Source organism: Amycolatopsis benzoatilytica AK 16/65 (genome assembly GCF_000383915.1).
In the GTDB taxonomy this organism is placed as follows: Bacteria; Actinomycetota; Actinomycetes; order Mycobacteriales; family Pseudonocardiaceae; genus Amycolatopsis; species Amycolatopsis benzoatilytica.
Window position 1 is genome coordinate 3,167,111 of record NZ_KB912942.1, and the last position, 24,552, is coordinate 3,191,662.

A 24,552-nucleotide genomic window follows, 5' to 3' on the forward strand; every position below is an offset into this window, starting at 1 on the left:
AATAGTGGGAGCGCAGATGACGACTGCGGAGATGCTGCTGCGCTTGGGCGCCGGCGTGGGCTTGGGCACGGTCATCGGATTCGAACGCCAATACCGCGCGCGGATGGCCGGACTGCGGACGAACGCGCTGGTGGCAGCCGGTTCGACGCTGTTCGTGCTGCTGTCCGCGCACGGTTTCAGCGGGGCCAGCGCCGATCCGACGCGAGTCGCCGCGCAAATCGTGTCCGGAATCGGTTTCCTCGGCGCCGGGGTGATTCTGCGCGAAGGATTGACCGTCCGCGGCCTCAATACCGCGGCGACGCTGTGGTGTTCCGCCGCCGTCGGCGCCCTCGCCGGGGCCGGGCTGTACCCGGCGGCCGGGGCGGGCACGGTCGTGGTGATGGCGGTGAACATCGGCCTGCGTCCGCTCGGCCGGGTCGTCGACCGCCGTCCTGCCACCGGACGCGAGACGCCGACGTCCTACACCTTCCTGGCGGTGACGAAGGACGACGCCGAGGCACACGTGCGGGCACTGCTCGTGCAGGCGTTGGCGCGAACGGATTTCGCGCTGCAGTCGGTCACCAGCATCAACGCCGGCTCCCCGGGGCAGGTCGAGGTGCGCGCCGAGCTGTCCGCGGACCAGCGCGACGACAAGCAGATGGAGTCGGCGGTGAGCAGGCTGTCGATGGAGCCGTCGGTGACGAGTGTGCGGTGGCAGGCGGAACTGGCTTACGCGGAACGAGACGGGGAGGGTTGAGCCGTGAAGGGCCCCTTCCGGGACTTGGATTCCCTCAAGGGGCCCTTCACGGACAGACCGGCGAGGACGCCGCGGTCGACCAGGTGCCCGTGCAGGTTGATCAGGTCCTCGATCGCGAACCGGACCTCCGGAGTCACTGCCACCCGGTCATCGTTCCACTGACGCCGGAAGATCCGCCGAGGGGTCCGCCGCCGGCTCGCGGTTCACCGCCGCGATCGCGGCCGCGCCGATCACCGCTACGGCGGCGAAGAGATAGAACCCCCACGGATAAGCCAGTCCCGCCGACAACAGCGCTCCGGTCACCAGCGGCCCGGACATCGCCCCGAAGCGGCCGATCCCGCTCGCCGCGCCCAAGCCGGTTCCGCGCGCCGACGCCGGGTACACCCGGGCGATGTAGACGTACACCAGCACCTGCGAGCTGAACGTGAACACCCCGGCCAGCAGCACCCCGGCGTACACGCTCGCTCCGGGCAGCTTGATGCTCAGCAGTGCCAGGAACACCGCGGCCGCCACGAACCAGGCGACGCTGGAACGGCGGTAGCCGATCCGGTCCGCCACCCGTCCGCCGATCAGCAGGCCCAGTACCGCGCCGACGTTCAGCACCAGCAGCAAGGCCAACGCAGCGCCGAGTTCGTAGCCCGCCTCGCGCATGATCTGCGGCAGCCAGGTATTCAGGCCGTACACCAGCAGCAGGCCCATGAACGAGGCGACCCAGAAGGCGATCGTCGCGCGCCGGTAGCCGCCCCGGAACAGAGTGCCGAGCGGGTTCCGCCGGGTCTCGCGGGTCCTCGCCAGCGCCTTCGACTCGGGCAGGAACTTCGCCATCAGCGGCACCAGGACCAGCGCCGGCGCGGCCCCGATCACGAACATCCACTGCCAGCCAAACCGTTGCAGCACCAGGATTCCCAGCAACGCGGTGAGCACCGCGCCCACGTGGTAGCCGGTCATCAGCACCGTCGTCGCGCTGCCGCCGCGGCCGACCCGCGCGTACTCGGTGATCAGCGCCAGCGCGGTCGGCAGCACGCCGCCCAGCCCGAGCCCGGCCAGCAAGCGCAGCACGCCGAACAGCCACGGGCCGGTCGCGAACGCGCAGAGCAGCGTGCAGACCGAGAAGCTGGTCACGGTCAGCAGCATCATGGCGCGCCTGCCGAACAAATCGCTGAGCGGGCCGATGGCGAACGCGCCGATCGCCACGCCGAGCAGCCCGATCGCGGTGATCAGCGAGGCCGAGTTCGGGTCGATGCCCCAGCTCTTGTCCTTGAGCAGCACCGGCAGCACCACGCCGAGCACCACCAGGTCGAATCCTTCGAGCGCCACTGCGGTCCAGCACAACGGAGCGACCCAGCGGGCATGCCGGGCACGGGGATCGATCGGGAGCGTCATGTCATCACCTGCGTCGTCGAAGGGGACCGGGCACTGCGTCAGAACGGGTACTGCGGGAGGTCGCCGCGCACGGTGACCCACTGCGTTTCGGTGAACGCCTCGAGATTCGCCTGCGCGCCGCCGTGCCGGGAGCCGGTGCCGGAGGCGCCCACTCCGCCGAACGGGGCGAGCGCCTCGTCGTTGACCGTCTGGTCGTTGACGTGCACCAGCCCGGACGGGATCCGGTCCGCCACGGCGAGCCCCCGCGCGACGTCCCGGGTCAGAATGCCCAGCGAGAGACCGTATTCGGTACCGCCGGCCAGGCGGACCGCTTCGTCCACAGTGGAGAACGGCACGACCGGCGCGACCGGGCCGAACACTTCCTGCGCGTAAGCCGGCGCGGTCAGCGGGACGCTGGTCAGGACCGTCGGCCGGTAGAACAGGTCCGCATAGGTCCCGCCAGCGGCTATTTTCGCGCCTGCCTCGGCGCTTCCGGTGACCAGCGCATGGACCTTGTCGCGTTGTCCCGCGTCGATCAGCGGGCCGAGGGCGACGTCGTCGCGAGCCGGGTCGCCGACGGTCAGCCCGGCCGCGTGCTCGGCGAGCGCGGCCGCGTAATCGTCGGCGATCTCGGCGGCGACCAGGTGCCTACCGGTGGCCATGCAGATCTGGCCGGAGTGGTTGAACGAGCCGAACGCGCCGACTGACACCGCTTTCTCGACGTCGGCGTCGGCCAGCACGATCAGCGCCGAGTTGCCGCCGAGTTCGAGGTGGACGCGCTTCAACCGCTCCCCCGCCGCCGCGGCGATGCGCCGGCCGGCAGCGGTCGAACCGGTGAACGCGATGACGCGCACCAGCGGGTCTTCCACCAGCGCCGCACCGACGTCCGCGCCGCCGGGCAGGACGTGGAACAGTCCTTCCGGCAGCCCGGCTTCCTCGAAGATCCGGGCCAGCAGCACGCCGCCGCACACCGCGGTGCGCGGATCCGGTTTGGCCAGCACCGCGTTGCCGAGCGCCAGCGCGGGGGCGATGGCACGGATCGAGAGGATGATCGGCGCGTTGAACGGCGAGATCACCCCGACCACGCCCGCCGGCACGCGGCGCGCCATCGACAACCGCGGCTGGCCGGACCGCAGCAGCTCACCGTAGGGATGCGCGGCGAGCGCAGCGGCTTCGTGGCATTCCTCGGCCCCGACCGCGCGGGTCTGGAACCGGGCGAACGCCCGGGTGGCACCGGATTCCCGGACGAGCCATTCGTCGATCTCGTCGCCGTGGTCCTCGAACAGCCGGGCCGCGCGGCGCAGGACGCGTGCCCGCTGGTCGTAAGGCTGTGCCGCCCATTCTCGCTGAGCGTCCCGCGCCATCGCGGCGGCCTTCGCGACATCGGCCGGAGTTGCCTCGCCGACCTGCGCCAGCGTGGCTCCGGTGGCCGGTTCGACCGCGTCGTACGTGCCGCCGGAGCCCGGGACCCAGCCGCCGGAGCAGATCCGGCCCTGCCAGTGCGCATCGAGCAGCGTCACGGCGTCACCGCCACTTCCAGCAGCAGCGGCTCGGTCCGGTCGACCAGTGTCGGCAGCACCTCGGCGAGAACCGATTCCAGCTCGTCGTACGTCTCGACGCGGCGCGCCGGGCAGCCCAGCGACCTCGCCAAGCCGCTCACGCTGATCTCCGCGAACGACGGCCACGGCGGCGCACCCGCGGCGGAGGTGCGTTCGCCGTGCCGGGCAGCGAGTTTGTCCATGATCGCGTAGCCGCCGTTGGCCAGCACGATCACCAGCACACCGACGCGGTAGTGCGCGGCGGTCCACAGCGACTGGATGGAGTACAGCGAGGAACCGTCCCCGATCACCGCCACGACCGGCCGGTTCCGCCCGCCCATCCGCAGCCCGATCGCCGCCGGGACGCCGAAGCCCAGGCCGCCCATCGCCGCGCTCACGAAGCCCATCGGCTCGCGCGCCGGGACGAGCGCGTGCAGCAGCGGACGGCTCGACGGCGATTCCTCGACCAGCACGGTGTTCTTCGGCAATTCGCGCGCCAGCAGGGCGAACACGTGCTCCGGCCGGAGCTGCTCGCCGTCGTCCGGCGCGCCGGGCAGGTCGACGGTCCGGCCGATCTTCCCGGTTCCCGCCTCGCGCTTCGAGACCAGCTCGGCCAGCGGCCCGCAGACCGCGGACGGATGCGCCAGCACCGCCAGGTCGGCCGGACTTCGGTTGGCCTCGTCGGGATCCTGCGTGACGACCGCGATGCGGGTGCCCGGTTCGGTGAGCGGACCGGGTTCGCGCGGGTACTGCCGGAATACCGGCGCGCCCACCGACAGGACGGCGTCGTGGCCGGACAACGCCTTTCGCAGCTCCTCCCGGCCCGCCGGCAGATGCCCGGCGAACTGCGGGTGGTCCTGCGGGAACCCGGCTCGTGCGCCGAAAGCTTCCTGCCACACCGGACAGGCCAGCTTCTCGGCGAGCGCGGTCAGCCCGCGCCAGGACTCCGCATCGTCGGCACCGGCCCCGGCCACCAGGACCGGGTTGCTTGCCTCGGCCAGGAATTCCGTCAGCTCGGCCAGCACGGCGGGCTCGGCGGCCGTCGCCTTCGCGACCCGCGCCGGGGCAGCCAGCGGCTCGTCCAGATCGGCCGGCGCGGACCAGTCGTCCATCGGCACGATCACCAGCGCCGGGCCGCGATGCTCGCGCGCCTCGTGCCACGCGCGGGCCAGTGCGCCCGGAACGTCCTGCGGCCGCGGCGGTTCGGCGACCCACACCGGTGCCGGCCGGGCCAGATCGTCCAGCCGGTTGCCGGTCAGGAACGGCTCCAGCGCGAGGTGGCGGCGGTCCTGTTGCCCGACCAGCACGACCAGCGGCGCCCGGTTCACGCGTGCGGTGGCGAGCGCGCCGACCGCGTTGCCGAGCCCGGCAGTGGTGTGCAGGACGGCAACCGCCGGCCGGTCGTGCGCCAGCGCCCAGCCGGTCGCCATGCCGACCACCGAGCCCTCGTGCAGCGCCAGCACGAATTCGAGGTCCCCGGGCAGGTCGGTGAGCAGCGCGATCTCGGTGGACCCGGGATTGGCGAACACCGTCGTCGCGCCGAACCGGCGCAGCACGTCGAACGCGGCGTCGCGGACGGTCGTGGTGGAACTCAAGGACTCTCCTCCGGCAGGCGGCAGCGGCTCGGCCTGGAGTGTCGCCGGTGCGCAGCGGCGCCGCCCAGCCCTACTTTCACTCAGCGGAAAAAGGAGTTCCGGGCCGCATCCGGCAGGCCGCGCCTCGCGCTGAGCGACCCGGCTCGTCCGACCGGATCAGCCGCCGGCGAACGCGCCCGCAGCGTCAGGCCTGCAATGCCCGCGTCACGCCGAGAGCCGCCATCCGCACCACCGGCACCAGCCGCGACAGGTTCGGCGTCTCGCTCGGCACCACCACCGAAATCGCCGCCACGACCTGCTCCCCCGGCCCGCGCACCGGCGCCGCGACCGAGGCCGCCCCGTCGGTCATCTCGTCGCGCGAGATGCAGAATCCCTGCAGCCGGATCTCCGCCAGCACCTGCCGCAGCCGGGCCGGGTCGGTGATCGTGCCGCTGGCCCTTCGCTCCAGACCGGCGGCGAGCACCCCCTCCAGCCGATCCGGCGGCGCGTGCGCCAGCAGCACCTTGCCCGGCCCGGCCGCGTGCAGCGGCAGCCGCAGGCCGACCCGCGACGTCACCACGACGTCCGGGTGCGCCTCGAGCTTTTCCAGGTACAGCGCGCGATCCCCGTCGAGCACCACCAGATGCACGACCTCGTGCGTCACCTGCAGAAGGTCCTGCAGGAACGGCAGGGCGACGTCGCGCAGCTCCCGCCCGCCCGGCGCCTGCGCGCCGAGCTGCCACAGCCGCAGCCCGATCCGGTACCGGCCGCGCCCGGTGCGTTCGAGCGCTCCCCAGCCGGTCAGCTCGGCCAGCAGCCGGTGCACGGTGGCCGGCGCGAGCCCGGTGGCGCGGGTGATCTCGCCGTGGGTCTGTTCGGGGCGGCCGGGCCGGAAGGAATCCAGCACTGCGAACGCGCGGCTGAGAACCGTGCGCCCGGGCTCGGCGGCGTTGCCGGCGATCGCGTGCCTCCGAGGCTGCGGTGGAACGGGACGGGGACTGGCCGCCATCATCCGCCAGTCGCGCGGACACGGCAACCCGCCGTCCACCGTCTGTCCATACTGGACACTCGGACTGCCCGATCGGCCACTCGCCGGGTCGCGGTCACCTGCCGAACGTGTTCGCCGCCGGGTCCGTCGCCAGCGCCTCCTGATTGAACGTCACCGCCAGCCCGTGCCCGGTCAACCGCGATGCTCGCTGATCGACCTTCCAGCCGTCCACCCGCACCCCGACGTTCGGCCGCGCGTCCGCCAGCCGAGCCCGGACGGTCACCGCCTCCCCGGCGACCAGGTTCAGGTAGTTGTCGCTGAACGTCGCGGGCAAGATCCGCTCCCCGGTGCGCGTGTCGTACACCTGCAGGTGCAGCATCAACGCGACCGGCTGGCCGATGTTCTTCACGTCCACAGTCACGTCCTGCCCCCGGATGCCGGCCACCGCCGACACCGCGGCCGCCGGCGCGGCGTCCAGTCCCGCGAATCCCGAAGGGCGAGCCGGGTTCTCGGCCCAGTAGAAGTTCCGGACCAGTTCCGTGCCGCGCGGATCGGTCAAGCTCAAGCGGACGAAAGCGACCTCCGACGGCGCCTTCCGCAGCTGCGCCGCGATCGAACCGAGCACCGTGTGATCGGACGCCGCCGCGCGCACCGGGAACGACGCGCGAGAGAAAGCCGTGCCGTTCAGGTCGAAGAGCGTCACCGCGGCGGTGCCCTGCACCACATCGCGGGTGTGGTTCGCGAGCACGACGTCGAAGGTCTGGCTGTTGAAGATCACGTTCACCCGCCGGCACGCGTGCTGGACGGCGTAGAACGACGAGTGCGCCTCCAGGTCGTGGCTGTACATCTGCCACACGAAGCTCGGCTGCGCGGGATTGGTCATCCACATGATGACGCCAGTGCGCGGATACCGGACGCCGCTGCGCATGTTCGCCGCAGACGCCTCGTAGATCGCCTTGATGCACTCGTAGTTCATCAGCTGCGATTTGCGGGCGAAGTCCGGCAGGTTCGCCAACTCGCCGTAGCGTTTCGCGGTGAGCGCGAGATAGCCCGCGCCGCCGCCGTTCCCGCCGTTGCCGTTCACGTCGCGGTCGGCCCAGAAGTCGTCCGGGTGCTCCCACGACGACTCGGGCAGCATCTTCCGGATGAACTCCAGCGTCGGGATCGAATACGACCCGACCTCGTTGTGGAACGGCGGCCACTGCGTGCCGTCGCTGAGCGAGAAGTGCTTGCTCGGCTCGACCCAGTGGTACGGCCCGCCGGAGCGGTAGCCGTCGATCGGGTTCTTCCCGGTGTCGCCCGCCGAACTGGTCAACGCGGCCCGCTGCGGGTCGAGTTCGGCGACCAGCGCGTCCAGCCCGTCGATCAACGGCTGCGGCGGCGGGCCTTCGTTGCCGCCGCACCACAACAGGACCGACGGGTGGTTGCGGAAGCGCAGGATGCAGTCGCGGATGTTGGCCAGGTCGCGTTCGGTGTTCTCCGGCGGCGGGCCTTCGGTCGAGCAGAAGAAGTCCTGCCAGACCAGGATTCCGTACTCGTCGCACGCGGCGAAGAAGTCTTCGGTGCTGCTCTGCCCGTTCCAGTTCCGGATGAGGTTGAGGTTGGCCTCGCGATGCAGCCGCACCTGCGCGCGCAGCCGCTCCCGAGGGATGCGTTTGAGCGCCTCGTCCAGGCCCCAGTTGCCGCCCATGACGAGGATCGGCTGGTTGTTGACAGTGATCGCCAGACAGTTGGTCTCCGCACCGGACGGGGACCGCATCGGCGTGGTGTACTCGATCCGCCGGATCCCGATCCGGAGCGTGCGCTCGTCGTGCAGCTGCCCGCCGGACTCGGCGCCGACCGTCAGCCGGTAGCGATACGGTTCGCCGTAACCGTTGGGCCACCACAACTTCGGCTGGTTCACCCGCAGGCGGACCTTCGCCGACGACGCGCCGGGCGGGGCGGCGACCGCCTGCGCGAACTCCTGCCCGTCCAGGGATCCCTTCAGCAGCACGGACTTCCCGGCGGAGCTGTCCAGCGCGACGTCGATCTCGACGTCCGCGGTCTGCAGATCCGCCGACAGCGTCGAAGTGACCTGCACGTCCGCGATCCGGACCGGGCCGGTCGTCGACCAGGCGACCGGCTGCCAGATGCCGAGGTCGCGGTCCGGGATGGTGGGCAGCCAGTCCCAGCCCGCGGTGCAGAAGAAGGTCGGGCCGTTCTTGAGCGTCACGCCGGTCTTCCCGCCGTTGCGGCCGCCACGGGTGACGCCGCTGGCGTAGCTCGGCAGCGCGGGCGGATCGGTGTAGTCCAGTTTGCCGACGAGCACCGCGAGATGCGCGACCCTGTCGGCCTTCGCGACGATGTCGGTGACCTCGAAGATGCCGCGCTGGAACGCGCCCTCGACGGTGCCCACCCGTACCCCGTTGAGCCAGACGGTGCCGAGGTAGTTGATGCCGTCGAACCGCAGCCAGAACCGCTGCCCCGGGAGGAGCCGCGGCACCGGGAAGCTCGTGCGGTACCAGTAGCCGGTGTCCTTGAGCGTGTCCGGAACCGTGTCGGTGACGATGTGGCCGTACAACGGATCCGGGTACTCGCCGTTGACGATCATGCTGGTGAGCGGCGTGCCTGGGACCACCGCGGGTTTCATCCCGGCGACCTGCCCGGCGCTCGACATCGTCGCGCCCGGCGCCGTCGCCGCGTCCGCCGGCGCGAACGTCCAGCCGGTGGTGATCTCCTTGCCGCCGCTGTGAAACGGCCGTCCGGCCGGGTCCGCCGCGGCGATGCCGGACAGCCCGGACGCGCCGAGCACACCACCACCGGCCGCCGCGACGGCGCCGGAAAGGAACCGCCTGCGATTCACCTGGGTCACGTCGCTCCCGTTCTGACATCGTTGTCACACTGAGGTGAACCCCATTATTCGGTCGCACGGCGGTCCCATGTCAACCGGCATCGGGAGGATTTCGGGCGGTGGCAAGGATTTCTGTCCGGCGGACAGAACGGCTCACACGGTGACGGTCTTGGCTTCGGTGTACTGCAGGAGACCCGCCATGCCGTACTCCCGGCCGATGCCGCTGGCCTTGAAACCGCCGAACGGGCCGTCGAAACCGATCGGCGCGCCGTTGACGGTGACGGTGCCGGCGCGGATCCGCCGGGCGATCGCGAAGGCGCGCTCCTCGTCTCCCGACCAGACCCCGCCGGACAGGCCGTACTCGGAGTCGTTCGCGATCCGGACAGCGTCGTCCTCGTCGTCGTAGGCGAGGATCACGAGCACCGGACCGAAGATCTCCTCCTGCGCGATCCGCATCGAGCTGTCGACGTCAGCGAACACTGTCGGCGTCACGTAGTTCCCGCCTTCCAGGCCGAGCGGGACCTCTGGCCCACCGGCGACCAGCCGCGCTCCTTCTGCGAGCCCGACGCGGATGTAGTCGAGCACGCGCTGCTGCTGGTCCCGGCGGACCATCGGCCCGATGAACGTCTTCTCGTCAGCCGGGTCCCCGACGCGCAGCGACTCGACCATCTCCTTCACCGCGGTCGCGACCTCCGCGTACCGGCTCCGCGGCGCGAGGATCCGGGTCTGGGCGATGCATGCCTCGCCGTTGTTCAGCAGCGACGAGAACTGCAGCCCGCGCACCGCTTTCCCGAGGTCCGCGTCCGGCAGCAGGATCGCCGCGGACTTGCCGCCCAGTTCGAGGCTGACCCGCTTGAGCTGTTCGCCCGCCAGCGAAGCGATCCGCCGCCCGGCCCGGGTGGAGCCGGTGAACGCGATCTTGTCCACCCCCGGATGAGTGACCAGGTATTCGCTGGTCTCGCGGTCGGCAGGCAGCACGCTGATCACGCCCTCCGGAAGACCGGACTCTTCCAGCAGTTGCGCGAGCAGGTTCATGCTCAGCGAATTCTCCGGGGACACCTTGAGCAGCACCGTGTTGCCCGCCAGCAGCGCCGGGATCACCTTGGCCAGCGCGGCCGAAAACGGCGAGTTCCACGGGATGACCGCGGCCACCACGCCGATCGCCTCGTGTCGCACCACCGACCGGAACGGGGCGTCCGGATCGGACGGGTCCAGCGTCTTCTCCCAGCCCAGTTCTTCGGCCGCCTTGAGGTAAGCGTTCGCCTGCCGGGTCAGGCCCGGCTGCCCGGCGCGGGTGAACCAGAGCGCGGACCCGTTCTCGGCCGAGATCAGCGCGGCGATCTCGTCGGCCCGCTCCTCGCGCAACGCGGCGAGCCGGCGCAGGACGGCGATTCTTTCCGCGGGCGGGGTATTCGGCCAGTGCCCTTCGTCGAACGCTCGGCGAGCGAGGGCGACCGCACGATCGACGTCGGCCCGTTGCGCCTGCGCCGCACGGCCGAGCAGCGCTCCGTCGTGCGGGGATACCAGGTCCAGCAACGCCGGATCGCTCGGCTCGGTCCAGGTTCCGCCAATGAACAGCTGCTGATGGGTGACCACAGGTCCTCCTAGGACGCTCTCGTATCTGTCTCACCAATGTAGCACTTAAATGCCACAGCACTGTGGCATCTATTGTCTGGAGAGTCACACCGTGCGGTAAGTTCGAAGCCATGAGAGCCGACGCCGCGCGCAACCTGGAACTCGTGCTGGCCACCGGCGCCCGGATGCTCGCCGCGGACCCGGCCGCGAGCATCACCGCGATCGCGGCCGAAGCCGGCGTCGACCGGCGGACCGTCTATCGCCGGTTCGCTTCCCGCGACGAACTGCTCGCCGCCGTCTACCAAGCACGCCTCGACGCCATCGAGGCAGCGATCGGGGCCGCCCGGCTGACCGAGGCGCCGGTCGCCGTGGCGCTGCACCGGTACGTCGAGGGCATCATCGAGGTGAACCGCACCTGGCCAGTCGACCTGGCTCGGATGCGCACCGTCCCGGCAGCGCGCGAACGCCGGGAACACGCGGTGCGGACGGTCGACGCGTTCTTGCGCCGGGCCGCGGACGAGGGCCTGCTGAAACCGGGAATGCCGGACGGCTGGGCGGGAGTCGTGCTGGGCAATCTCTTGCACCTCGCCGCGCGGGAGCTGCCCGCGCTCAGCACTGCCCAGGCGGCCGACGTCCTGGTGAACACTTTCCTTTCCGGCTTCGGCGCGGGGTGAGGAACTCCGGCAAAGCCGCGTCGGCGCATTCCCGGCCCGCCTGCGCAGCCGCCGAAACGGCCTACTCCAGCCCGCCGACCCTCCGCAACAACGCCACCGCCGTAGCGAACGCCCCCTCCAGGTCCCGCCCCATCCCCATGACCAGGTCGTCCAGCCCCCGCAACCCAGCCCGATCCAGCAAGGTCTTCTCGTTCGTCACCCACTCGCCCCGCGCCGCCAGCACCGCGTGCCCGGCCTGCATGGCCGCCACTCCCACCGAAGCGGCCGCCTCGGTCACCCGGCCGCGCCGGACATAAGCTGCCTTCGCGTACTTCACCGTCTGCGCCGCCGACGCTCGCCACACCGCAGGGGCCTTCTCCTGCAACAACTCCGGATACGCCGGCCGCGGCAACGACCCTCGCAGGACCCGGTTCAGCGCCAGCTCCGCCACCACCAGGTAGCTCGGGATCCCGGCCAGGTGGAACGCCAGCGGCTCCCACCGGAAACGCCCTTTCTCCGCCTCCGCCAGCTCGTGCTCCACGACGTCGAGGTCCCGGTAGTGCACGTCCACCGGCCGCCCGCCGACCGTCAGCCAGGCCCCGCCGTTGAACCCGCCGCCGCCCCATTCGCCCAGTTCCGACACCGTGCCGGGCAGATTCAGCGCACGCAGGTCGTCCGGGTCGAACGTGCCGCGGTAGTACAGCGCGTAATCCCAGTCGCTGTCCGGGCGATGGGTTCCGCGCGCTCGCGAACCGCCCAGCGCCACCGCGACCACTCCGGGCAAACGCGACAGCTGATCGGCGAAGGTTTCCTCGTCGTTTTCCGGCATCACCCGAAGATGCCATGAATCAGTGTCAAGATCACTTGAATTGTCCCTTCGGCCTGGGGAATCCGCCTGCCTTGGCGCGGCAAGCTCGCCGCAGACAGGACGATTTCCTGGACCGGCAACGAAAAGACCGCCGATCCGGGTTTCGGCAAGGCGACCGCGGTCTCCGGCCCACGCCGGGTGAGCGTGTCGACCGGCGCCGACGGTGCGACCCCGGCACAGACCTTGCGCTACTCGACCGCCCGCGTCACCGGCGGCCGGATCCAGTACGAGCAGGTCGCGTTCGACGAGTACCAGCAGGGCGACGCGGCCGAGCTGCAGCCGGGCGCACTGTTCTACGGTGCCCCGGCCCGGGAATCCGCGTTCCTGGTCGCCGCGTGCAAGAGCGGTCACGTGATTCGCGGCTGGGACTTCGACAACGCCGGCTGCGCCACCGATCCGCTGGTTAACTGCCGGCCACGAACCATCCGTACGACGACTGGTACCGGCAGCTCACCAAGAACGCCGCGCACTGACCGTCGGCCCTTCGGCGCGACGCGTCCGGAGCCAGCGGCGCGGCCCGCCGCCGGCCTGAACGCGAAGCAGGCCCGTGCTCTCCCACCCCGACGGGGAGAGCACGGGCCTTCGCCCATCGGCTGGACATCCGATGTTCCTCCCAAGAACACCGGCCCTCCGGCCGATGAGCCGCTTCACCCGGTCCGGCCGGCCTTGAAAACCAGCGCACCGGCGGAAACGACCGGCATCGACGCCTCCCGAAGCGCCGCCCGTCCTACCGCCTTCCGGCCCGCCTTGCCCGGCGTCCGGTCGCAATATCGCTCGACCCGCTCCATGAGCACGGCGGCGATCATCACGACCACGGGCGTAGCCAGCGCGAACCACATGCCGCTTTGGTACCCAGCAGGACCGAAGTCCAATCGCCCTTTCCCCGGCCGGGTCGTCCCCGCCGCGCCGTAGACTGGCGGACGTGCGCACGCGACCGACGCTGACCTGGGCCGGGCCCGGAGAACCACTGCCGCGCGCCGGCACCGTCGCGGAGGTGGCCGAGGTGGTCGCGGGCCGCCGGGTGCTCGTGCTCAGCGGAGCCGGGCTGTCCACCGAGTCCGGCATTCCCGACTACCGCGGCGAGACCGGCAGCCTGCGCCGGCACACCCCGATGACCTACGGCGATTTCGTCGCCAGCGAAGAAGGGCGGCGGCGCTACTGGGCGCGCAGCCACCTCGGCTGGCGGACCATCGCGCGCGCCGCGCCGAACGCCGGGCACCGCGCGGTTTCCGCGTTGCGGTCCGGCGGCTGGGTTTCCGGCGTCATCACGCAGAACGTCGACGGCCTGCACCGGGCGGCCGGCACCCCGGCGGTGGTGGAGCTGCACGGCAATCTCGACCGCGTCGTGTGCCTCGGCTGCCGCCGGATCACCCCTCGCGAGGAACTCGACGTCCGGCTGCGCGCGGCCAATCCGGACTTCGGCGGCACCGCGACGCGGATCAACCCGGACGGCGACGTCGAACTCGGCGACGACGCGGTCCGCGCCTTCCGCACCGTGCCGTGCGCGAGCTGTGCCGGGGTGCTGAAGCCGGACGTGGTGTTCTTCGGCGAGAACGTGCCGCGCGCCCGGGTCGAACGGTGCTACCGGATGGTCGACGAGGCGTCCGCGGTGCTGGTGCTCGGTTCTTCGCTGACCGTCATGTCGGGCCTGCGATTCGTCCGGCGAGCGGCGAAAGCGGGCAAACCCGTCGTGATCGTCAACCGCGGCCAGACCCGCGGCGACGAGCACGCCTCGGTCCGCGCGGACCTTCCGCTCGGCCCCGCGCTCACCGAGCTGGTGGCGGCGCTGGAAAACCGATTGCCCGCCGCGGCCGAGGCTCGTTAATCTGCCGGGACTCCGACGGCACGGTCCCAGAAGTACGCCGCAGAACGGACCGGCCGGCCTGAGCTGGTCAGCGCGAGGAGCGGGCGGCAATCCGATTTGTCGACCCGTTTTCCCGGAGGTTCCCCGATGTCTGTCGGCATTGGCCTGCCCATCAGCGATCCCGCCGCCCTGCTCGAGTGGGCCCGGCGCGCGGACGCCGGGCCGTTCCGCACGCTCGGCCTGCTCGATCGCCTCGTCTACGACAACCCCGAGCCGCTCACCGCGCTCGCCGTGCTGGCCGGCGCGACCACCCGCGTCCGGCTGCAGACCGAAGTCCTGCTCGCCCCGCTGCGCGGCACCGCGCTGCTGGCCAAGCAGGCTGCCACGCTCGACCGGATGAGCGGCGGCCGGTTCACCCTCGGCCTCGGCGTCGGCGGCCGCGAAGACGACCACCACGCCGCCGGAACGCCGGTGCGCGAGCGCGGCCGGCGGTTCGACCAGCAACTCGCCGCCTTGTGCTCGCTGTGGTCCGGCGAACCGCACAGCCAGCACGCCGGTCCGATCGGCCCGGCCCCTGCCCGCGAAGGCGGGCCGGAGATTCTGATCGGCGCGTTCCAGCCGAAGGCGCTCGCCCGGGTCGCCCGTTGGGGGGACGGCCTGCTCGCCGCCGCGCCGCCGTCGTGGGCGGGCAGCCTGTTCGACACCGTGCGCCGCGACTGGGCGATACAGGGCCGCCAGGGCGAGCCGCGGCTGGTCGGACAGGTGAACGTCGCGCTCGGCCCGGATTCGCTCGTCGACGAAGCGAAAGCGGCGATGGGCGCGTACTACGCGTTCAGCGGCCGGGCGGAGGAGATGGTGCGCGGAATGCTCACCACGCCCGGCGACATCCGCGCCGCGATCCGCGGCTACCGCGATCTCGGCGCGGACGAAGTGATGCTCTACTGCTACGGCGGCGACCCCGATCAGGTCGAGCGGCTTGCTGACCTCTGCTGAACAGCGTTCGAAGTAAGCTCGCGCCATGCAGGCATGGACGCACCCCGGCGGCTCGGCCGAATCCCGGCCCGGAACCGCCCGCTGCCGGGGATGACCGGCGAACCTGCGGAGCCCGCCCGCGTCCGGTGGCTCGCCGCGCACCCCCGGCGCACGTTCCTGCTCGGGGCCGGCGCGGTGCTCGCCGGCTCGGGTGCGGCCGCCGCGGCGCTTTCCCGTCCCGCACCTCCGGTGGCGCGGGACAAGTTCGGCGCCGACTGGCTGTTTGGCCCGTACCTGGACGGCTGCACCGAACCGGACTTCGACGACAGCGAAATGGCGCTGGTTTCGGTGCCGCACTGCGTGGTCCCGCTGTCCTGGCAGGACTGGCATCCGCCGGACTGGGAGCACGTGTGGGTGTACCGGCAGCATTTCCTCGCTCCCGAGCAGCTGCGCCGCAACCGGGCGTTCCTGCAGTTCGACGGAGTGCTGAGCGCGGCCACGGTCTACCTGAACGGCCGCCGCGTCGCCGGACGCAGCGGCGGCTACCTGCCGCTGCGCTGCGAGGTCACCGGCCTGCTCACCGACAAGGACAACGTGCTCGCGGTAGTCGTCGACGGCCGCTGGCAGCAGAACACCCCGCCGGACCTGCCGGAATACCCCAACCCGTCGGCGATCGATTTCTACCAGCCCGCCGGGATCTACCGGCAGGTCCAGCTCACCGAAGCGCCGCAGACGTTTCTGTCCGATGTGTACGCCCAGCAGATCGCGGTGCTGACGCCGAACCGCGAAGTGCTCGTGCACTGCACGGTGGATTCGGCGAAAGCGGTCAAGGGCAAGATCCGGATCACCGCCACGCTCAGCCAGGACGGCACGGAAGTCGCGACCTCCTACACCGACCTGACCGGTCTGCCGAAAGGCAGCAGCGACAGCACGGTCTCCTTGCGGGGCCTCGAAGCGGTTCAGCTTTGGGGCCTGGACGACCCGGCGATGTGCGACATCCTGGTCACGCTCTCGGTCGGCGGCCGCAAGGTGCACACCTACCAGGTCCGCACCGGCCTGCGCGACGCCCAGTTCACCGTGGACGGCTTCCGGCTGAACGGGCAGCCGCTCAAGCTGTTCGGCCTCAACCGGCACCAGTGGTACCCGTTCGTCGGCGGCGCGATGCCGGACCGCGTGCAGCGCCGCGACGCGCAGCTGCTCAAGGACGAGCTGAACTGCACCATGGTCCGTTGCTCGCACTACCCGCAGGCCACCGCGTTCCTGGACGCCTGCGACGAACTCGGCATCCTGGTCTGGGAGGAGCTGCCCGGCTGGGACCACGTCGGCGACACCGCGTGGCAGGAGCTGGCGGTCCGGGACGTGCACGACATGATCGTGCGGGACCGCAACCACCCGTCGATCATCGTGTGGGGCACCCGGGTCAACGAGACCCTGGGACAGTACGCACTGTACGGGCGCACCGACCAGCTGGCCGCGGAACTCGATCCGACGCGGCCGTGCACCGGCGCCGTCGCCGGCGAACGCGGGTACGTTTCGCCGCTGTACCCGGTGAAAGCGGCCGGCGGGGTGTTCTCGTTCAACGACTACAGCCGCCCGCATCCGCCCGGCTCCCCTCCCCCGCTGCGCCCGCCGCGGCGCGGGGTGCCGTACCTGGTCAGCGAAGCCGTCGGCACGCTGGTCGGTTCGCCGTACTTTCGCCGCACGGATTCGCTTGCGGTGCAACGGGAGCAGGCGATGCTGCACGCCTGGGTGCACGACCACGCCGCGTCCGACCCGCGTTACTGCGGCCTGATCGGCTGGTGCGGTTTCGACTATCCGTCCGGCTGGTACCACAACTACCGCGGCGTGAAATACCCCGGCGTGATGGATTTCTTCCGCATCCCGAAGCTGGGCGCGGGGTTTTACCGCGCCCAGCGCGACCCTTCCCGCGGGGCGGTGATCGAACCGGCGTTCTACTGGGATTTCGGCCCTGGCTCGCCGCCGGGCGGGCCCGGGCGCGACGCGATCGTGTGGTCGAACTGCGAGGTGCTGGTGGTGACCGTGGCTGGCAAGCGACCAGTGACGGTCCGCCCCGACCGCGCGCGGTTCCCGCATCTCGCGTACCCGCCGTTTTCGGTGGATCTGAGCGTGGACGGCCGGTCCCGCCCAGAGCTGACCATCGAAGGCCAGATCGGCGGGCAGACCGTGCTGCGCCGGAAGTTCAGCGCGGACACGTCGATGGACATCATCGCGGTGACCGCCGACGACAGCCAGATCACCGCGGACGGAGCGGACACCACCCGGGTCACGCTGCGCTCGCTCGACCGATACGGAGCCCCCCGTCCGCACGCTCGCGGCGTGCTGGCGGTGGCGGTGGACGGGCCCGGGGTGCTGATCGGCGACCCGTACCTGGATTTCGGCGCGCTCGGCGGGGCGGCCGCGGTGTGGGTGCGGTCGATGCGCGGCGCACCCGGCACGATCACCGTCAGTGCCACGCATCCGTTCCTCAACACCGGAACCGCGACCGTGACGTCGGTTTAGCGCCCGAGATCGCTCACCGGATGTCCGTGAAGGGGCCCTTGAGGGACTTGGATTCCCGCAAGGGGCCCTTCACGGACGAATCCGCCCGTCCCTGCCGACCGCACCAAACGAGACGCGAACTCACCACCGCACCGGCACCTCGGACACGCCTCCGGTCAGCCGGTTCGACCGCACTTCCAGCTCTTCGGCCGGCACCGCCAGCCGCAGGTCCGGGAACCGCCGGAACAGCGAGCCGAACACCACCCGCAGCTCGGTCCGCGCCAAGCTGGCCCCGATGCAGAAGAATCCGCCGTACCCGAAGGCGATGTGCGAGTTGGGTTTGCGTTCCGCGTCGAACTCGTCCGGCGACGCGAACACCGACGGGTCGCGGTTGGCGGACGCGGTCGAGATCAGCACCGCGTCGCCGCGCGGGATCCGGACGCCGCCGATTTCGGCGTCCTCGTGGGCGTACCGGAGCAGGCCCAGCCCGCCCGGAGCGGACATCCGCAGGATCTCCTCGACCGTCGCGTGCACGCGGCCTTCCGGGTCGGCCGCGAGCGCGTCGCGCCGGGCCAGGTCGGTGAGCAGGAACAGGACGCCGAGATCGATCCGGTTCGACGTCGTCTCGTGGCCGGCGAACAGCAGCCCGGCGGCGAGCCGGCCGAGGTCGTCGTCGGTGAACGTCGGGTCGTCGGCCTGCGCCGCGACCAGATCCGAAACGACGTCCTGGCCCGGGTTCGCGCGTTTGGCGTCGGCCAGGCCGGACATGTACGCGCTGAACTCGGTCATCGCGACTTCGGCGTCGCCGCCGCTGTCCAGCACGCCGATCCGGTCGGACAGGTCGCGGAACTTTTCCCGGTCGCCGTACGGGACGCCGAGAAGTTCGCAGATCACCAGCACCGGCAACGGAAACGAGAGGTGCTCGTGCAGGTTGACCGGCCCGTCGCCGCCGGCCGCGGCCATCGTGTCCATGCACTGGTCGGCCAGTTGCTGGATGTGCCCGCCGAGGCGGCGCATCCGGTTGGCGGAGAACGCGGGCACCAGCAGCCGGCGCAGCCGGGCGTGCTCGCGCTCTTCGTTCTCGAAATCGCCCTGCGGTCCGCTCAGCACCGCGGCGTCGGACACCGTCGAGGCTTCCTCGGGCACCGGGTGGGAACGGCCGAACCGGTTGTCCGAAAACACTTGCCGGGCTTGGTCGTAGGCGGTGACCAGCCACGCCGGGTCACCGGCCGGGGTGGTGACCGGGACGATCGGGCCTTCGCGCCGCAGCACTTCGTACAGCGGCGCGATGTCCAGGACGTTCGGCCGCGCGAACGGCAGCTTGTCCGGGGTCTTCACGGGCGTGGTCATCGGGGCTCCTCCTCGGGTGCTTCCGCTCGCGTGCGCAGCGCCGCGAGCCAGCTCTGTTCGTCCTCGGCCCGGCGCTGGACCTCCGCCAGCACCAGCCGGCTCCACGGATCGGTCTGCCCGGCGGCCAGTTTCGCCAGCCGGTTTCGCTGCGCCTCGACCGCGGCCTGCCGCGCGTCCAGCACCCGCAGCCGCTCGGCCGGGGCGAGCAGGCTGAACGCGGCCAGCCGGGCCAGGAACTCCACGGGTTCGCCGGCCAGTTCGGGCGGCAGATCGGCGAGCAGGTCGTGCAACAGTTCCCGTCCGACGTCGGTCAGTGCATAGACGTGGCGCGGCGGACGCCCCTCCTGCGGCTCGGCCGTGCGGGTGACCGCGCCGGCTTCCGCGAACCGCCGCAGCGCCGGGTACAGCGAGTTGTTCGACAGCGTGCGGCCGCTGGACTCTTCGACCTGTTTGCGCAGTTCGTAGCCGTGCCACGGGCGCTGGGAGAGCTTCGCGAGCAGCAGCACGTCGATCCACACATAGGTCACCGTAACCTAGGGTTTGGTGACCGGGCAACGTCTGAACGGCGTACACGGGCAGAAGATCTCGGGTTTCACCGGCGCCGCCGGATACTGTCGCGGCAATCGCAGGGAGGGACCCCGGCAAAACCGCACCCGTCCGATTTGGCTTGCACCTGCCCGCTTTCGGCCCGTTCGGCGAACGGGCCCTGATCAGCGACGGCGTGTTCTCGAGCCCCGGACCGCGTCCGCAGGAACCGGGCGTGCTGGCGAAGCTCGTGGCCCAAGCCTGCCCGGACGGTCGCCGCGACGACGTGGCGGTGGCCGGAAACGCCAGCCCCGCCTGGGAGGAGCCCGGCACGGTTCGATCTCGCCGCCCTCACCGAGGCGGGCATGACCTGGTGGATGGAATCCCTCATCCACTGCGATCCGCTGGAACTCTCGCTGGCGATCGTCGATGCCGGACCGCCGAGGATCGAGAGGCCGCTCCCTGCCGGAGCCAGCGATGCACCACTCTCCCGGCGGCCGCCCGGCGGATCCGCCGCCGCCGTCCGTCCCCCATCGGCGGCTTCCCCGAGACGCCGCTGGGGGTTACGGTGGTGGTCGGTTGAGCTTCCAGCCGTCCTGATCCGTTGTGCGCGCCGGGATATCCAGTGCCCGGCCGGTCCGGCACTCCGCCGCGGCCCGGTGCGCGACGCAGAGAGAAGTGCCGTGATGACCGCGCCGCATCTCGCCCGATCGCTCGCTTTGCCGTGGCCAGGTCCCGGAGGAGGGCTTCGGGTGCGCGTGTGCCACCCGACCGCGCGCACAGCCGTCGTGGAGGTGGCCGGCGAGATCGACCTCGCCACCGCACCGCACCTGTCCGAGGTCGTAGAGACGCGGCTGCGCAGCACGGTCGGCCTCGTGATCATCGACCTGCACGGCACCACGTTCCTCGCCGTCGCCGGGCTGCGCGCCCTGCACCGGCTGGAGCTGCTGGCCGCCGCGGCCGGAGCGGAGTTCTACGTCGACCCCGGCGATTCCCCAGTCGTCCGCCGACTGCTGTCGCTGTTCCCGCTCGGCTGCGAACGGCCCGGCGCCGCCGAAGGACTGGCCGGAATCCCCTCGCCCCGCCGCGCATGAACGGCCCGGCCGTCTCTGCCCCGAACGCCGGGCGCGGGACGCGACGACGGCCGCTCAGGCGTCCGGGTCCCGGAAATCCTCCGGGCTGACGTCGTCCAGCAGATCCCGGAACCGCCGGATCTCGTCCTCGTCCGGCGGTTCTTCGGCGACCAGCGCAGACTCGTCCCCCACCGCCACCGTCACGTCGACCGCGGCCTCGTCCAGCACCGCCTCCGCCACTTCGAGCGGCACGCGCGTGCGGAGCCCGATCGCGATCGCGTCGCTCGGCCGGGCCGAGATCCGGACGCCGCCGGACAGCACGAGGTCGGCGTGGAAGATGCTGTCGAGCAACTGGGTGATCTCGACGCGCTCGACGTGCTGGCCCAGCGCCGCCAGCACCTCGATGATCAGCTCGACGGTGCCCGGCCGAGCCGACACGACGTGCTCCTGTGCGGCGGCCAGCTCCTGGGCTTCCGGCGCGCCGATGGTGATGGCGAGCCACCGGCGCGATCCGGTCTCTTCGCGCAGCAGCACGACCGGTGCCGATTCCTGCGCCACCACGGCCAGCCCCTGCACCCGCACCTGCACCATGGGGATCACCCCGCTTCCGAAAGAGGTCCTCGTCTGTTGACTACCCAACCACCTCCGCATTGTCACCCGAAACCTGCGCGCGCTCGTTCCGGTGCCGCCCGGGATGTGTCAGCACTGCCCCAGATGGGTATGCGGCTGTTATGAACGACGAGGGACCGGGCAGCCGTGCGCACGGCGCCCCGCCCGCGGCGGATCGGCTGCTCGACGAAGTCGTCGAGCTGCGGCTGCCCGCGGCGACGCACCAGATCCCGCTCGTGCGCGTGCTGGCTCAGGCGGTCGCGGCCCGCGCGGACTACGGACTCGACGCGATCGCGGACGCCAAAATGGCAGTGGACGAGGCCTGTGCGCAGGCGGTCGGGACCGCCGCCCCCGGAGCCGCGATGACCTGCCGGTTCACTGTCGCGCCCGGCGGCATCCGGTTCACCGTCGAGACCTCGACGCTGGAACCGCTGCCGCCCAGCGAGCGCAGCTTCGGCTGGCACGTGCTGACCACGCTGGCGGCGAACGCGGCGGCGCGGTGCGTGCCGGATCCGGCAGGCGGTTACGCGCTGACCCTCGAGCTCGACCTGCACCGGGAGACGAGCGGGTGAACCGGCCGCCGGTGATCCGCCACCGGGACGAATACGCGCACGCCGCCCCGCTGTTCGAGGAGTTCGCCCGCCTGTCCGCGGACGACCCGCGGCACGCGCAGCTGAGGGAGCGGCTGGTCACCGAGTTCTTGCCGGTCGCCGAGCACATCGCGGCCCGGTTCACCGGCCGCGGCGAGCAGCGCGAGGACCTGGTTCAGGTCGCCCGGATCGGGCTGATCAACGCGATCGACCGGTTCGCCCCGGGCCGGGGCCCGGATTTCCTGTCCTTCGCGGTGCCGACGATCATGGGCGAGATCCGCCGGCACTTTCGCGACACCGGCTGGTCGGTGCGGGTCCCGCGCCGGCTCAAGGAGCTGCACCTCACGCTCAGCCACGGCTCCGGCGAGCTCGCCCAGTCGCTCGGCCGCGCGCCGACCCCGACCGAACTCGCCGACTACCTCGGGCTCGACCTCCCCGAAGTCCACGAGGGGCTGATCGCCGGACACGCGTACCAGACGCTCTCGGTCGACAAACCGGTGCACGACGACGCCGAACCGCTCGTCCTCGCCGACACGCTGGGCGAGGACGATCCGGAAATCGAGCACATCGAAGACCACGAGGCCCTGGCGCCGCTGCTGCGCGCGCTGCCCTCGCGCGAGCGCGCCATCCTCGTGATGCGGTTCTTCGGCGGCTTCACCCAGACCCAGATCGCCGAACGGGTCGGGATCTCCCAGATGCACGTCTCGCGGCTGCTCGCGCACACCCTCGAACAGCTGCGTGCGAAGCTCGCCACCGAGCCGTGAACCACGCCCCGGAAACCCCCGTCCCGGGGTCGCCCGTCCGGGCCCGATCCCGTTGTCGCACCCGGCCCGGTCTGCGACGATGCCCCTCGACCATCGACCGAGGAGGGGCCCGATGACCTCGAAGCTCAACCCCTACATCAATTTCGCCGGCAACGCTCGCGCGGCGATGGAGTTCTACCACGGCGTCTTCGGCGGGGACCTCGCGCTGAACACCTTCGGCGAAGCCGGCACGCCCGCCGACAGCGGCTACGCGAACCACATCATGCACGCGCAATTGGTGGCCGACAACGGTTTCACGCTGATGGCATCCGACGTTCCGCCCGGCATGGAACACCACCCGGGCACCAACATCACGGTCAGTCTCAGCGGCGACGACGGCGACCTGTTGCGCGGCTGCTGGGCGAAGCTGTCCGAGGGCGGCACCGTGACGGTTCCGCTGGAGAAGCAGATGTGGGGCGACGAGTTCGGCGCCTGCGTCGACCGGTTCGGCATTCCCTGGATGGTCAACATCGGCCAGCCTCGCTGAGACGGACCCGCCGCGCGCCGGCAACGGCGATTCCAGCCGTCCCGTTTTCCCTTCCGCACTGCGAAGGAGCGGGCCGCCAAGGTGCGCACGGCGGCAACGGGTCGCTGCCCGGTACCCAAGCCGGAGTCCGGGCAGCGACCGTTGCTCAGGCCTTCTTGCCGCCGAGGACCTGCTGCAGCGCCGTGCCGTCCGGCACGCCCAGTCCGGTGCAGGCGTCCCAGCCCGCCGCTGCCGAGTACGCGCCGTTGCTGCCCTGGGTGATGTCGCGGAACCCGGGCTGCACCTTGCCCGCCGCCACCCCGGCGTACAGCTTGGTGTGCACCAGCCCGAATCCGTGTCCGGCCGTCTGCGCCAGCCGGGCGAGCAGCGCCGACCACAACGGCGCCACCGCGCTGGTGCCTCCGAAGACCGCTTGTTTCCCGTCGACGAGAATCCGGTACCCGGTCGCCGGATCCGCGTTCCCCGCGACGTCCGGAACGCCGCGCCCGGCCTTGCCGTCACCCGCGCGGGCCGGCACTCCGGCCGCGGTCTGGAAGGGCGGGACCGGGAACGCGTCGCTCACCCCGCCGCCGGTCGACCCGCCGCCGTTGGTGTTCCAGACCGTCTCGGCGGTGACCGTCGACGGCGGAGTGCCGTCGAGCCGGGTCCCGCCGCAGGCGAGCGCGTGCGGACTGGACGCCGGGAAGTCGACGTGTTGCGCGCTGTCCGTCGAGCCGTCAGTGCTGCCGTTGTCGCCCGAGGCGCAGCACACCGTCACGCCGAGCGCGGCGGCGTCGGCGAACGCCTGGTCCATCGCAGCGCGCGCCTGCGGGGTCCATTGGTCCTCGGACCCGCCCCAGCTGATGCTGACCGCCACCGGCGTCGGCGTCGCGTGCACCGCGGTGCTCACCGCGTCGAGGAAACCCTGGTCGGTGTTCGGCGCGAAGTACACGATCTGCGCGGCGCCGGGCGCGATCGCGCCGATCACCTCGATGTCCAGCGCCACCTCGCCGTCCGCCGAATTCGGGTCGCCCGCCGGGGCGTTCTTCGCGCCGTCCACGCCGGTCGCGGTGATCTTCGGTTCCGGGATCTTCAAGCCGGCGAAGTAGTTCGTGAGATCCGCCGTCGTGAAGCCGCCGCCCAGTTCGATCACCGCGACGGTCTGCCCGGTGCCGTCGGTGCCCGCCGGAAACCCGTACAGCTCGCCCACCTGATCCGGGGAGTACCCCTGTCCAGCGGCCTCGGCGTGCATCCGGAACAGCGCGCGCGCCTGCGGACGCTCGTCCAGACCGAGGACCGCGACCACGACGTCCTCCAGCGGGGCGGGCACCTGCAGACCTCCGGTGCGGGCGGCGAACTCCCCGGATTCGCCGTGCCGGACCCGGTTCAGCTCGGTCTGGAACGCGGCGGTCATCGCCCGCGCCGGGCCGCGGACCGCCACCCGCCGCGATCCGGCGTGCGTGTCGGTGACGGTCAGCCCGGCGTCGGTGAGGACCGTGCGCACGAGGTTGAGGTCGTCGTCGCTGGCGCCGTACTGGTCGGCGAAGTCCGCAGCGGAAAGCGTCTCGCCGAGCGAAGCGAGGTCGAGTTCGCTGCGGCGCCGCAGCACGACGGTCGCGGTGATCGTGGCGTCCGGGTCGACTGGGCCGAGCACTTCGGCCGAAACGAGCTCAGACCGGACACTTCCGGCAAGGGATACCCATTGTGGTGGTGTCATCGCTCTATGGTCGCGCCGCA

21 protein-coding genes are annotated in these 24,552 nt (G+C 71.3%); 10 read left to right on the forward strand and 11 right to left on the reverse strand.

What is annotated here, in order from left to right; all coding sequences use genetic code 11:
* Nucleotides 1-16 precede the first annotated feature (16 nt).
* Nucleotides 17-736 (forward strand): MgtC/SapB family protein, encoded by a 720-nt coding sequence (locus tag AMYBE_RS0114490; RefSeq protein ID WP_020660111.1) that lies wholly within the window; start codon nucleotides 17-19, stop codon nucleotides 734-736.
* Between the two features lie 147 nt (nucleotides 737-883).
* Here the strand turns inward: AMYBE_RS0114490 and AMYBE_RS0114500 are convergent, their stop codons facing one another.
* From AMYBE_RS0114500 to AMYBE_RS0114525, 6 genes are all read right to left on the reverse strand, one after another.
* A complete protein-coding gene (locus AMYBE_RS0114500) occupies nucleotides 884-2,119 on the reverse strand; it encodes an MFS transporter (RefSeq protein WP_020660113.1) in 1,236 nt (411 codons plus the stop codon).
* 38 nt (nucleotides 2,120-2,157) lie between these two features.
* The gene (locus AMYBE_RS0114505; RefSeq protein WP_020660114.1) at nucleotides 2,158-3,618 is read right to left on the reverse strand and encodes an aldehyde dehydrogenase family protein; all 1,461 of its coding nucleotides are present in this window, start codon (nucleotides 3,616-3,618) and stop codon (nucleotides 2,158-2,160) included.
* Nucleotides 3,615-5,231: a benzoylformate decarboxylase gene (gene mdlC / locus AMYBE_RS0114510; RefSeq protein WP_020660115.1), complete on the reverse strand. Its 1,617-nt coding sequence runs from the start codon at nucleotides 5,229-5,231 to the stop codon at nucleotides 3,615-3,617. Before mdlC ends, AMYBE_RS0114505 begins: the two co-directional genes overlap by 4 nt.
* Nucleotides 5,232-5,415: 184 nt before the next feature.
* Nucleotides 5,416-6,258, reverse strand: a complete 843-nt coding sequence (locus tag AMYBE_RS0114515; RefSeq protein ID WP_020660116.1) for an IclR family transcriptional regulator — start codon at nucleotides 6,256-6,258, stop codon at nucleotides 5,416-5,418.
* A gap of 55 nt (nucleotides 6,259-6,313) precedes the next feature.
* Nucleotides 6,314-9,049, reverse strand: coding sequence for a glycoside hydrolase family 2 protein (locus AMYBE_RS0114520; RefSeq protein ID WP_020660117.1), 2,736 nt, complete (start codon nucleotides 9,047-9,049; stop codon nucleotides 6,314-6,316).
* Between the two features lie 132 nt (nucleotides 9,050-9,181).
* Nucleotides 9,182-10,624 carry an aldehyde dehydrogenase gene (locus tag AMYBE_RS0114525; RefSeq protein ID WP_020660118.1) on the reverse strand — a complete coding sequence of 481 codons (1,443 nt, stop codon included), beginning with the start codon at nucleotides 10,622-10,624 and terminating at the stop codon, nucleotides 9,182-9,184.
* Nucleotides 10,625-10,734: 110 nt separating this feature from the next.
* On the opposite strand from AMYBE_RS0114525, the gene AMYBE_RS0114530 reads away from it, so the two are divergent.
* Nucleotides 10,735-11,277, forward strand: coding sequence for a TetR/AcrR family transcriptional regulator (locus tag AMYBE_RS0114530; RefSeq protein ID WP_020660119.1), 543 nt, complete (start codon nucleotides 10,735-10,737; stop codon nucleotides 11,275-11,277).
* Between the two features lie 61 nt (nucleotides 11,278-11,338).
* On the opposite strand, the gene AMYBE_RS0114535 is transcribed toward AMYBE_RS0114530, so the two are convergent.
* Nucleotides 11,339-12,085, reverse strand: a complete 747-nt coding sequence (locus tag AMYBE_RS0114535) for a nucleotidyltransferase domain-containing protein (protein ID WP_020660120.1) — start codon at nucleotides 12,083-12,085, stop codon at nucleotides 11,339-11,341.
* A 177-nt stretch (nucleotides 12,086-12,262) separates the two neighbouring features.
* Here AMYBE_RS0114535 and AMYBE_RS45760 point away from each other — a divergent pair, with 177 nt between their 5' ends.
* From AMYBE_RS45760 to AMYBE_RS0114555, 4 genes are all read left to right on the forward strand, one after another.
* Nucleotides 12,263-13,036: a hypothetical protein gene (locus AMYBE_RS45760; protein WP_211226820.1), complete on the forward strand. Its 774-nt coding sequence runs from the start codon at nucleotides 12,263-12,265 to the stop codon at nucleotides 13,034-13,036.
* Nucleotides 13,037-13,046: 10 nt separating this feature from the next.
* Nucleotides 13,047-13,949, forward strand: a complete 903-nt coding sequence (locus tag AMYBE_RS0114545; protein WP_020660122.1) for an NAD-dependent protein deacetylase — start codon at nucleotides 13,047-13,049, stop codon at nucleotides 13,947-13,949.
* 126 nt (nucleotides 13,950-14,075) lie between these two features.
* Nucleotides 14,076-14,921: an LLM class flavin-dependent oxidoreductase gene (locus AMYBE_RS0114550; protein ID WP_020660123.1), complete on the forward strand. Its 846-nt coding sequence runs from the start codon at nucleotides 14,076-14,078 to the stop codon at nucleotides 14,919-14,921.
* Between the two features lie 90 nt (nucleotides 14,922-15,011).
* Entirely contained in the window at nucleotides 15,012-17,420 is a 2,409-nt protein-coding gene (locus tag AMYBE_RS0114555) for a glycoside hydrolase family 2 protein (RefSeq protein ID WP_034288587.1), read from the forward strand.
* 120 nt (nucleotides 17,421-17,540) lie between these two features.
* Here the strand turns inward: AMYBE_RS0114555 and AMYBE_RS0114560 are convergent, their stop codons facing one another.
* Both AMYBE_RS0114560 and AMYBE_RS0114565 read right to left on the reverse strand, forming a co-directional pair.
* Nucleotides 17,541-18,749 carry a cytochrome P450 gene (locus AMYBE_RS0114560; protein WP_020660125.1) on the reverse strand — a complete coding sequence of 403 codons (1,209 nt, stop codon included), beginning with the start codon at nucleotides 18,747-18,749 and terminating at the stop codon, nucleotides 17,541-17,543.
* Nucleotides 18,746-19,276, reverse strand: coding sequence for a PadR family transcriptional regulator (locus tag AMYBE_RS0114565; RefSeq protein WP_154676205.1), 531 nt, complete (start codon nucleotides 19,274-19,276; stop codon nucleotides 18,746-18,748). The genes AMYBE_RS0114560 and AMYBE_RS0114565 overlap by 4 nt, the downstream gene beginning before the upstream one ends.
* A 684-nt stretch (nucleotides 19,277-19,960) precedes the next feature.
* Here AMYBE_RS0114565 and AMYBE_RS41710 point away from each other — a divergent pair.
* The gene (locus tag AMYBE_RS41710) at nucleotides 19,961-20,368 is read left to right on the forward strand and encodes an STAS domain-containing protein (RefSeq protein ID WP_154676206.1); all 408 of its coding nucleotides are present in this window, start codon (nucleotides 19,961-19,963) and stop codon (nucleotides 20,366-20,368) included.
* Nucleotides 20,369-20,422: 54 nt separating this feature from the next.
* Here AMYBE_RS41710 and AMYBE_RS0114575 read toward each other — a convergent pair whose 3' ends face one another.
* Nucleotides 20,423-20,938, reverse strand: coding sequence for a bifunctional nuclease family protein (locus AMYBE_RS0114575; protein ID WP_020660128.1), 516 nt, complete (start codon nucleotides 20,936-20,938; stop codon nucleotides 20,423-20,425).
* A gap of 140 nt (nucleotides 20,939-21,078) precedes the next feature.
* Here AMYBE_RS0114575 and AMYBE_RS0114580 point away from each other — a divergent pair, with 140 nt between their 5' ends.
* From AMYBE_RS0114580 to AMYBE_RS0114590, 3 genes are all read left to right on the forward strand, one after another.
* Nucleotides 21,079-21,528 carry an ATP-binding protein gene (locus AMYBE_RS0114580; protein WP_020660129.1) on the forward strand — a complete coding sequence of 150 codons (450 nt, stop codon included), beginning with the start codon at nucleotides 21,079-21,081 and terminating at the stop codon, nucleotides 21,526-21,528.
* Entirely contained in the window at nucleotides 21,525-22,310 is a 786-nt protein-coding gene (locus tag AMYBE_RS0114585) for a SigB/SigF/SigG family RNA polymerase sigma factor (RefSeq protein ID WP_020660130.1), read from the forward strand. Before AMYBE_RS0114580 ends, AMYBE_RS0114585 begins: the two co-directional genes overlap by 4 nt.
* A 112-nt stretch (nucleotides 22,311-22,422) precedes the next feature.
* Nucleotides 22,423-22,836 carry a VOC family protein gene (locus AMYBE_RS0114590; protein WP_020660131.1) on the forward strand — a complete coding sequence of 138 codons (414 nt, stop codon included), beginning with the start codon at nucleotides 22,423-22,425 and terminating at the stop codon, nucleotides 22,834-22,836.
* Between the two features lie 145 nt (nucleotides 22,837-22,981).
* Here AMYBE_RS0114590 and AMYBE_RS0114595 read toward each other — a convergent pair whose 3' ends face one another.
* Entirely contained in the window at nucleotides 22,982-24,532 is a 1,551-nt protein-coding gene (locus tag AMYBE_RS0114595; protein WP_051124946.1) for a S53 family peptidase, read from the reverse strand.
* Nucleotides 24,533-24,552: the final 20 nt, after the last annotated feature.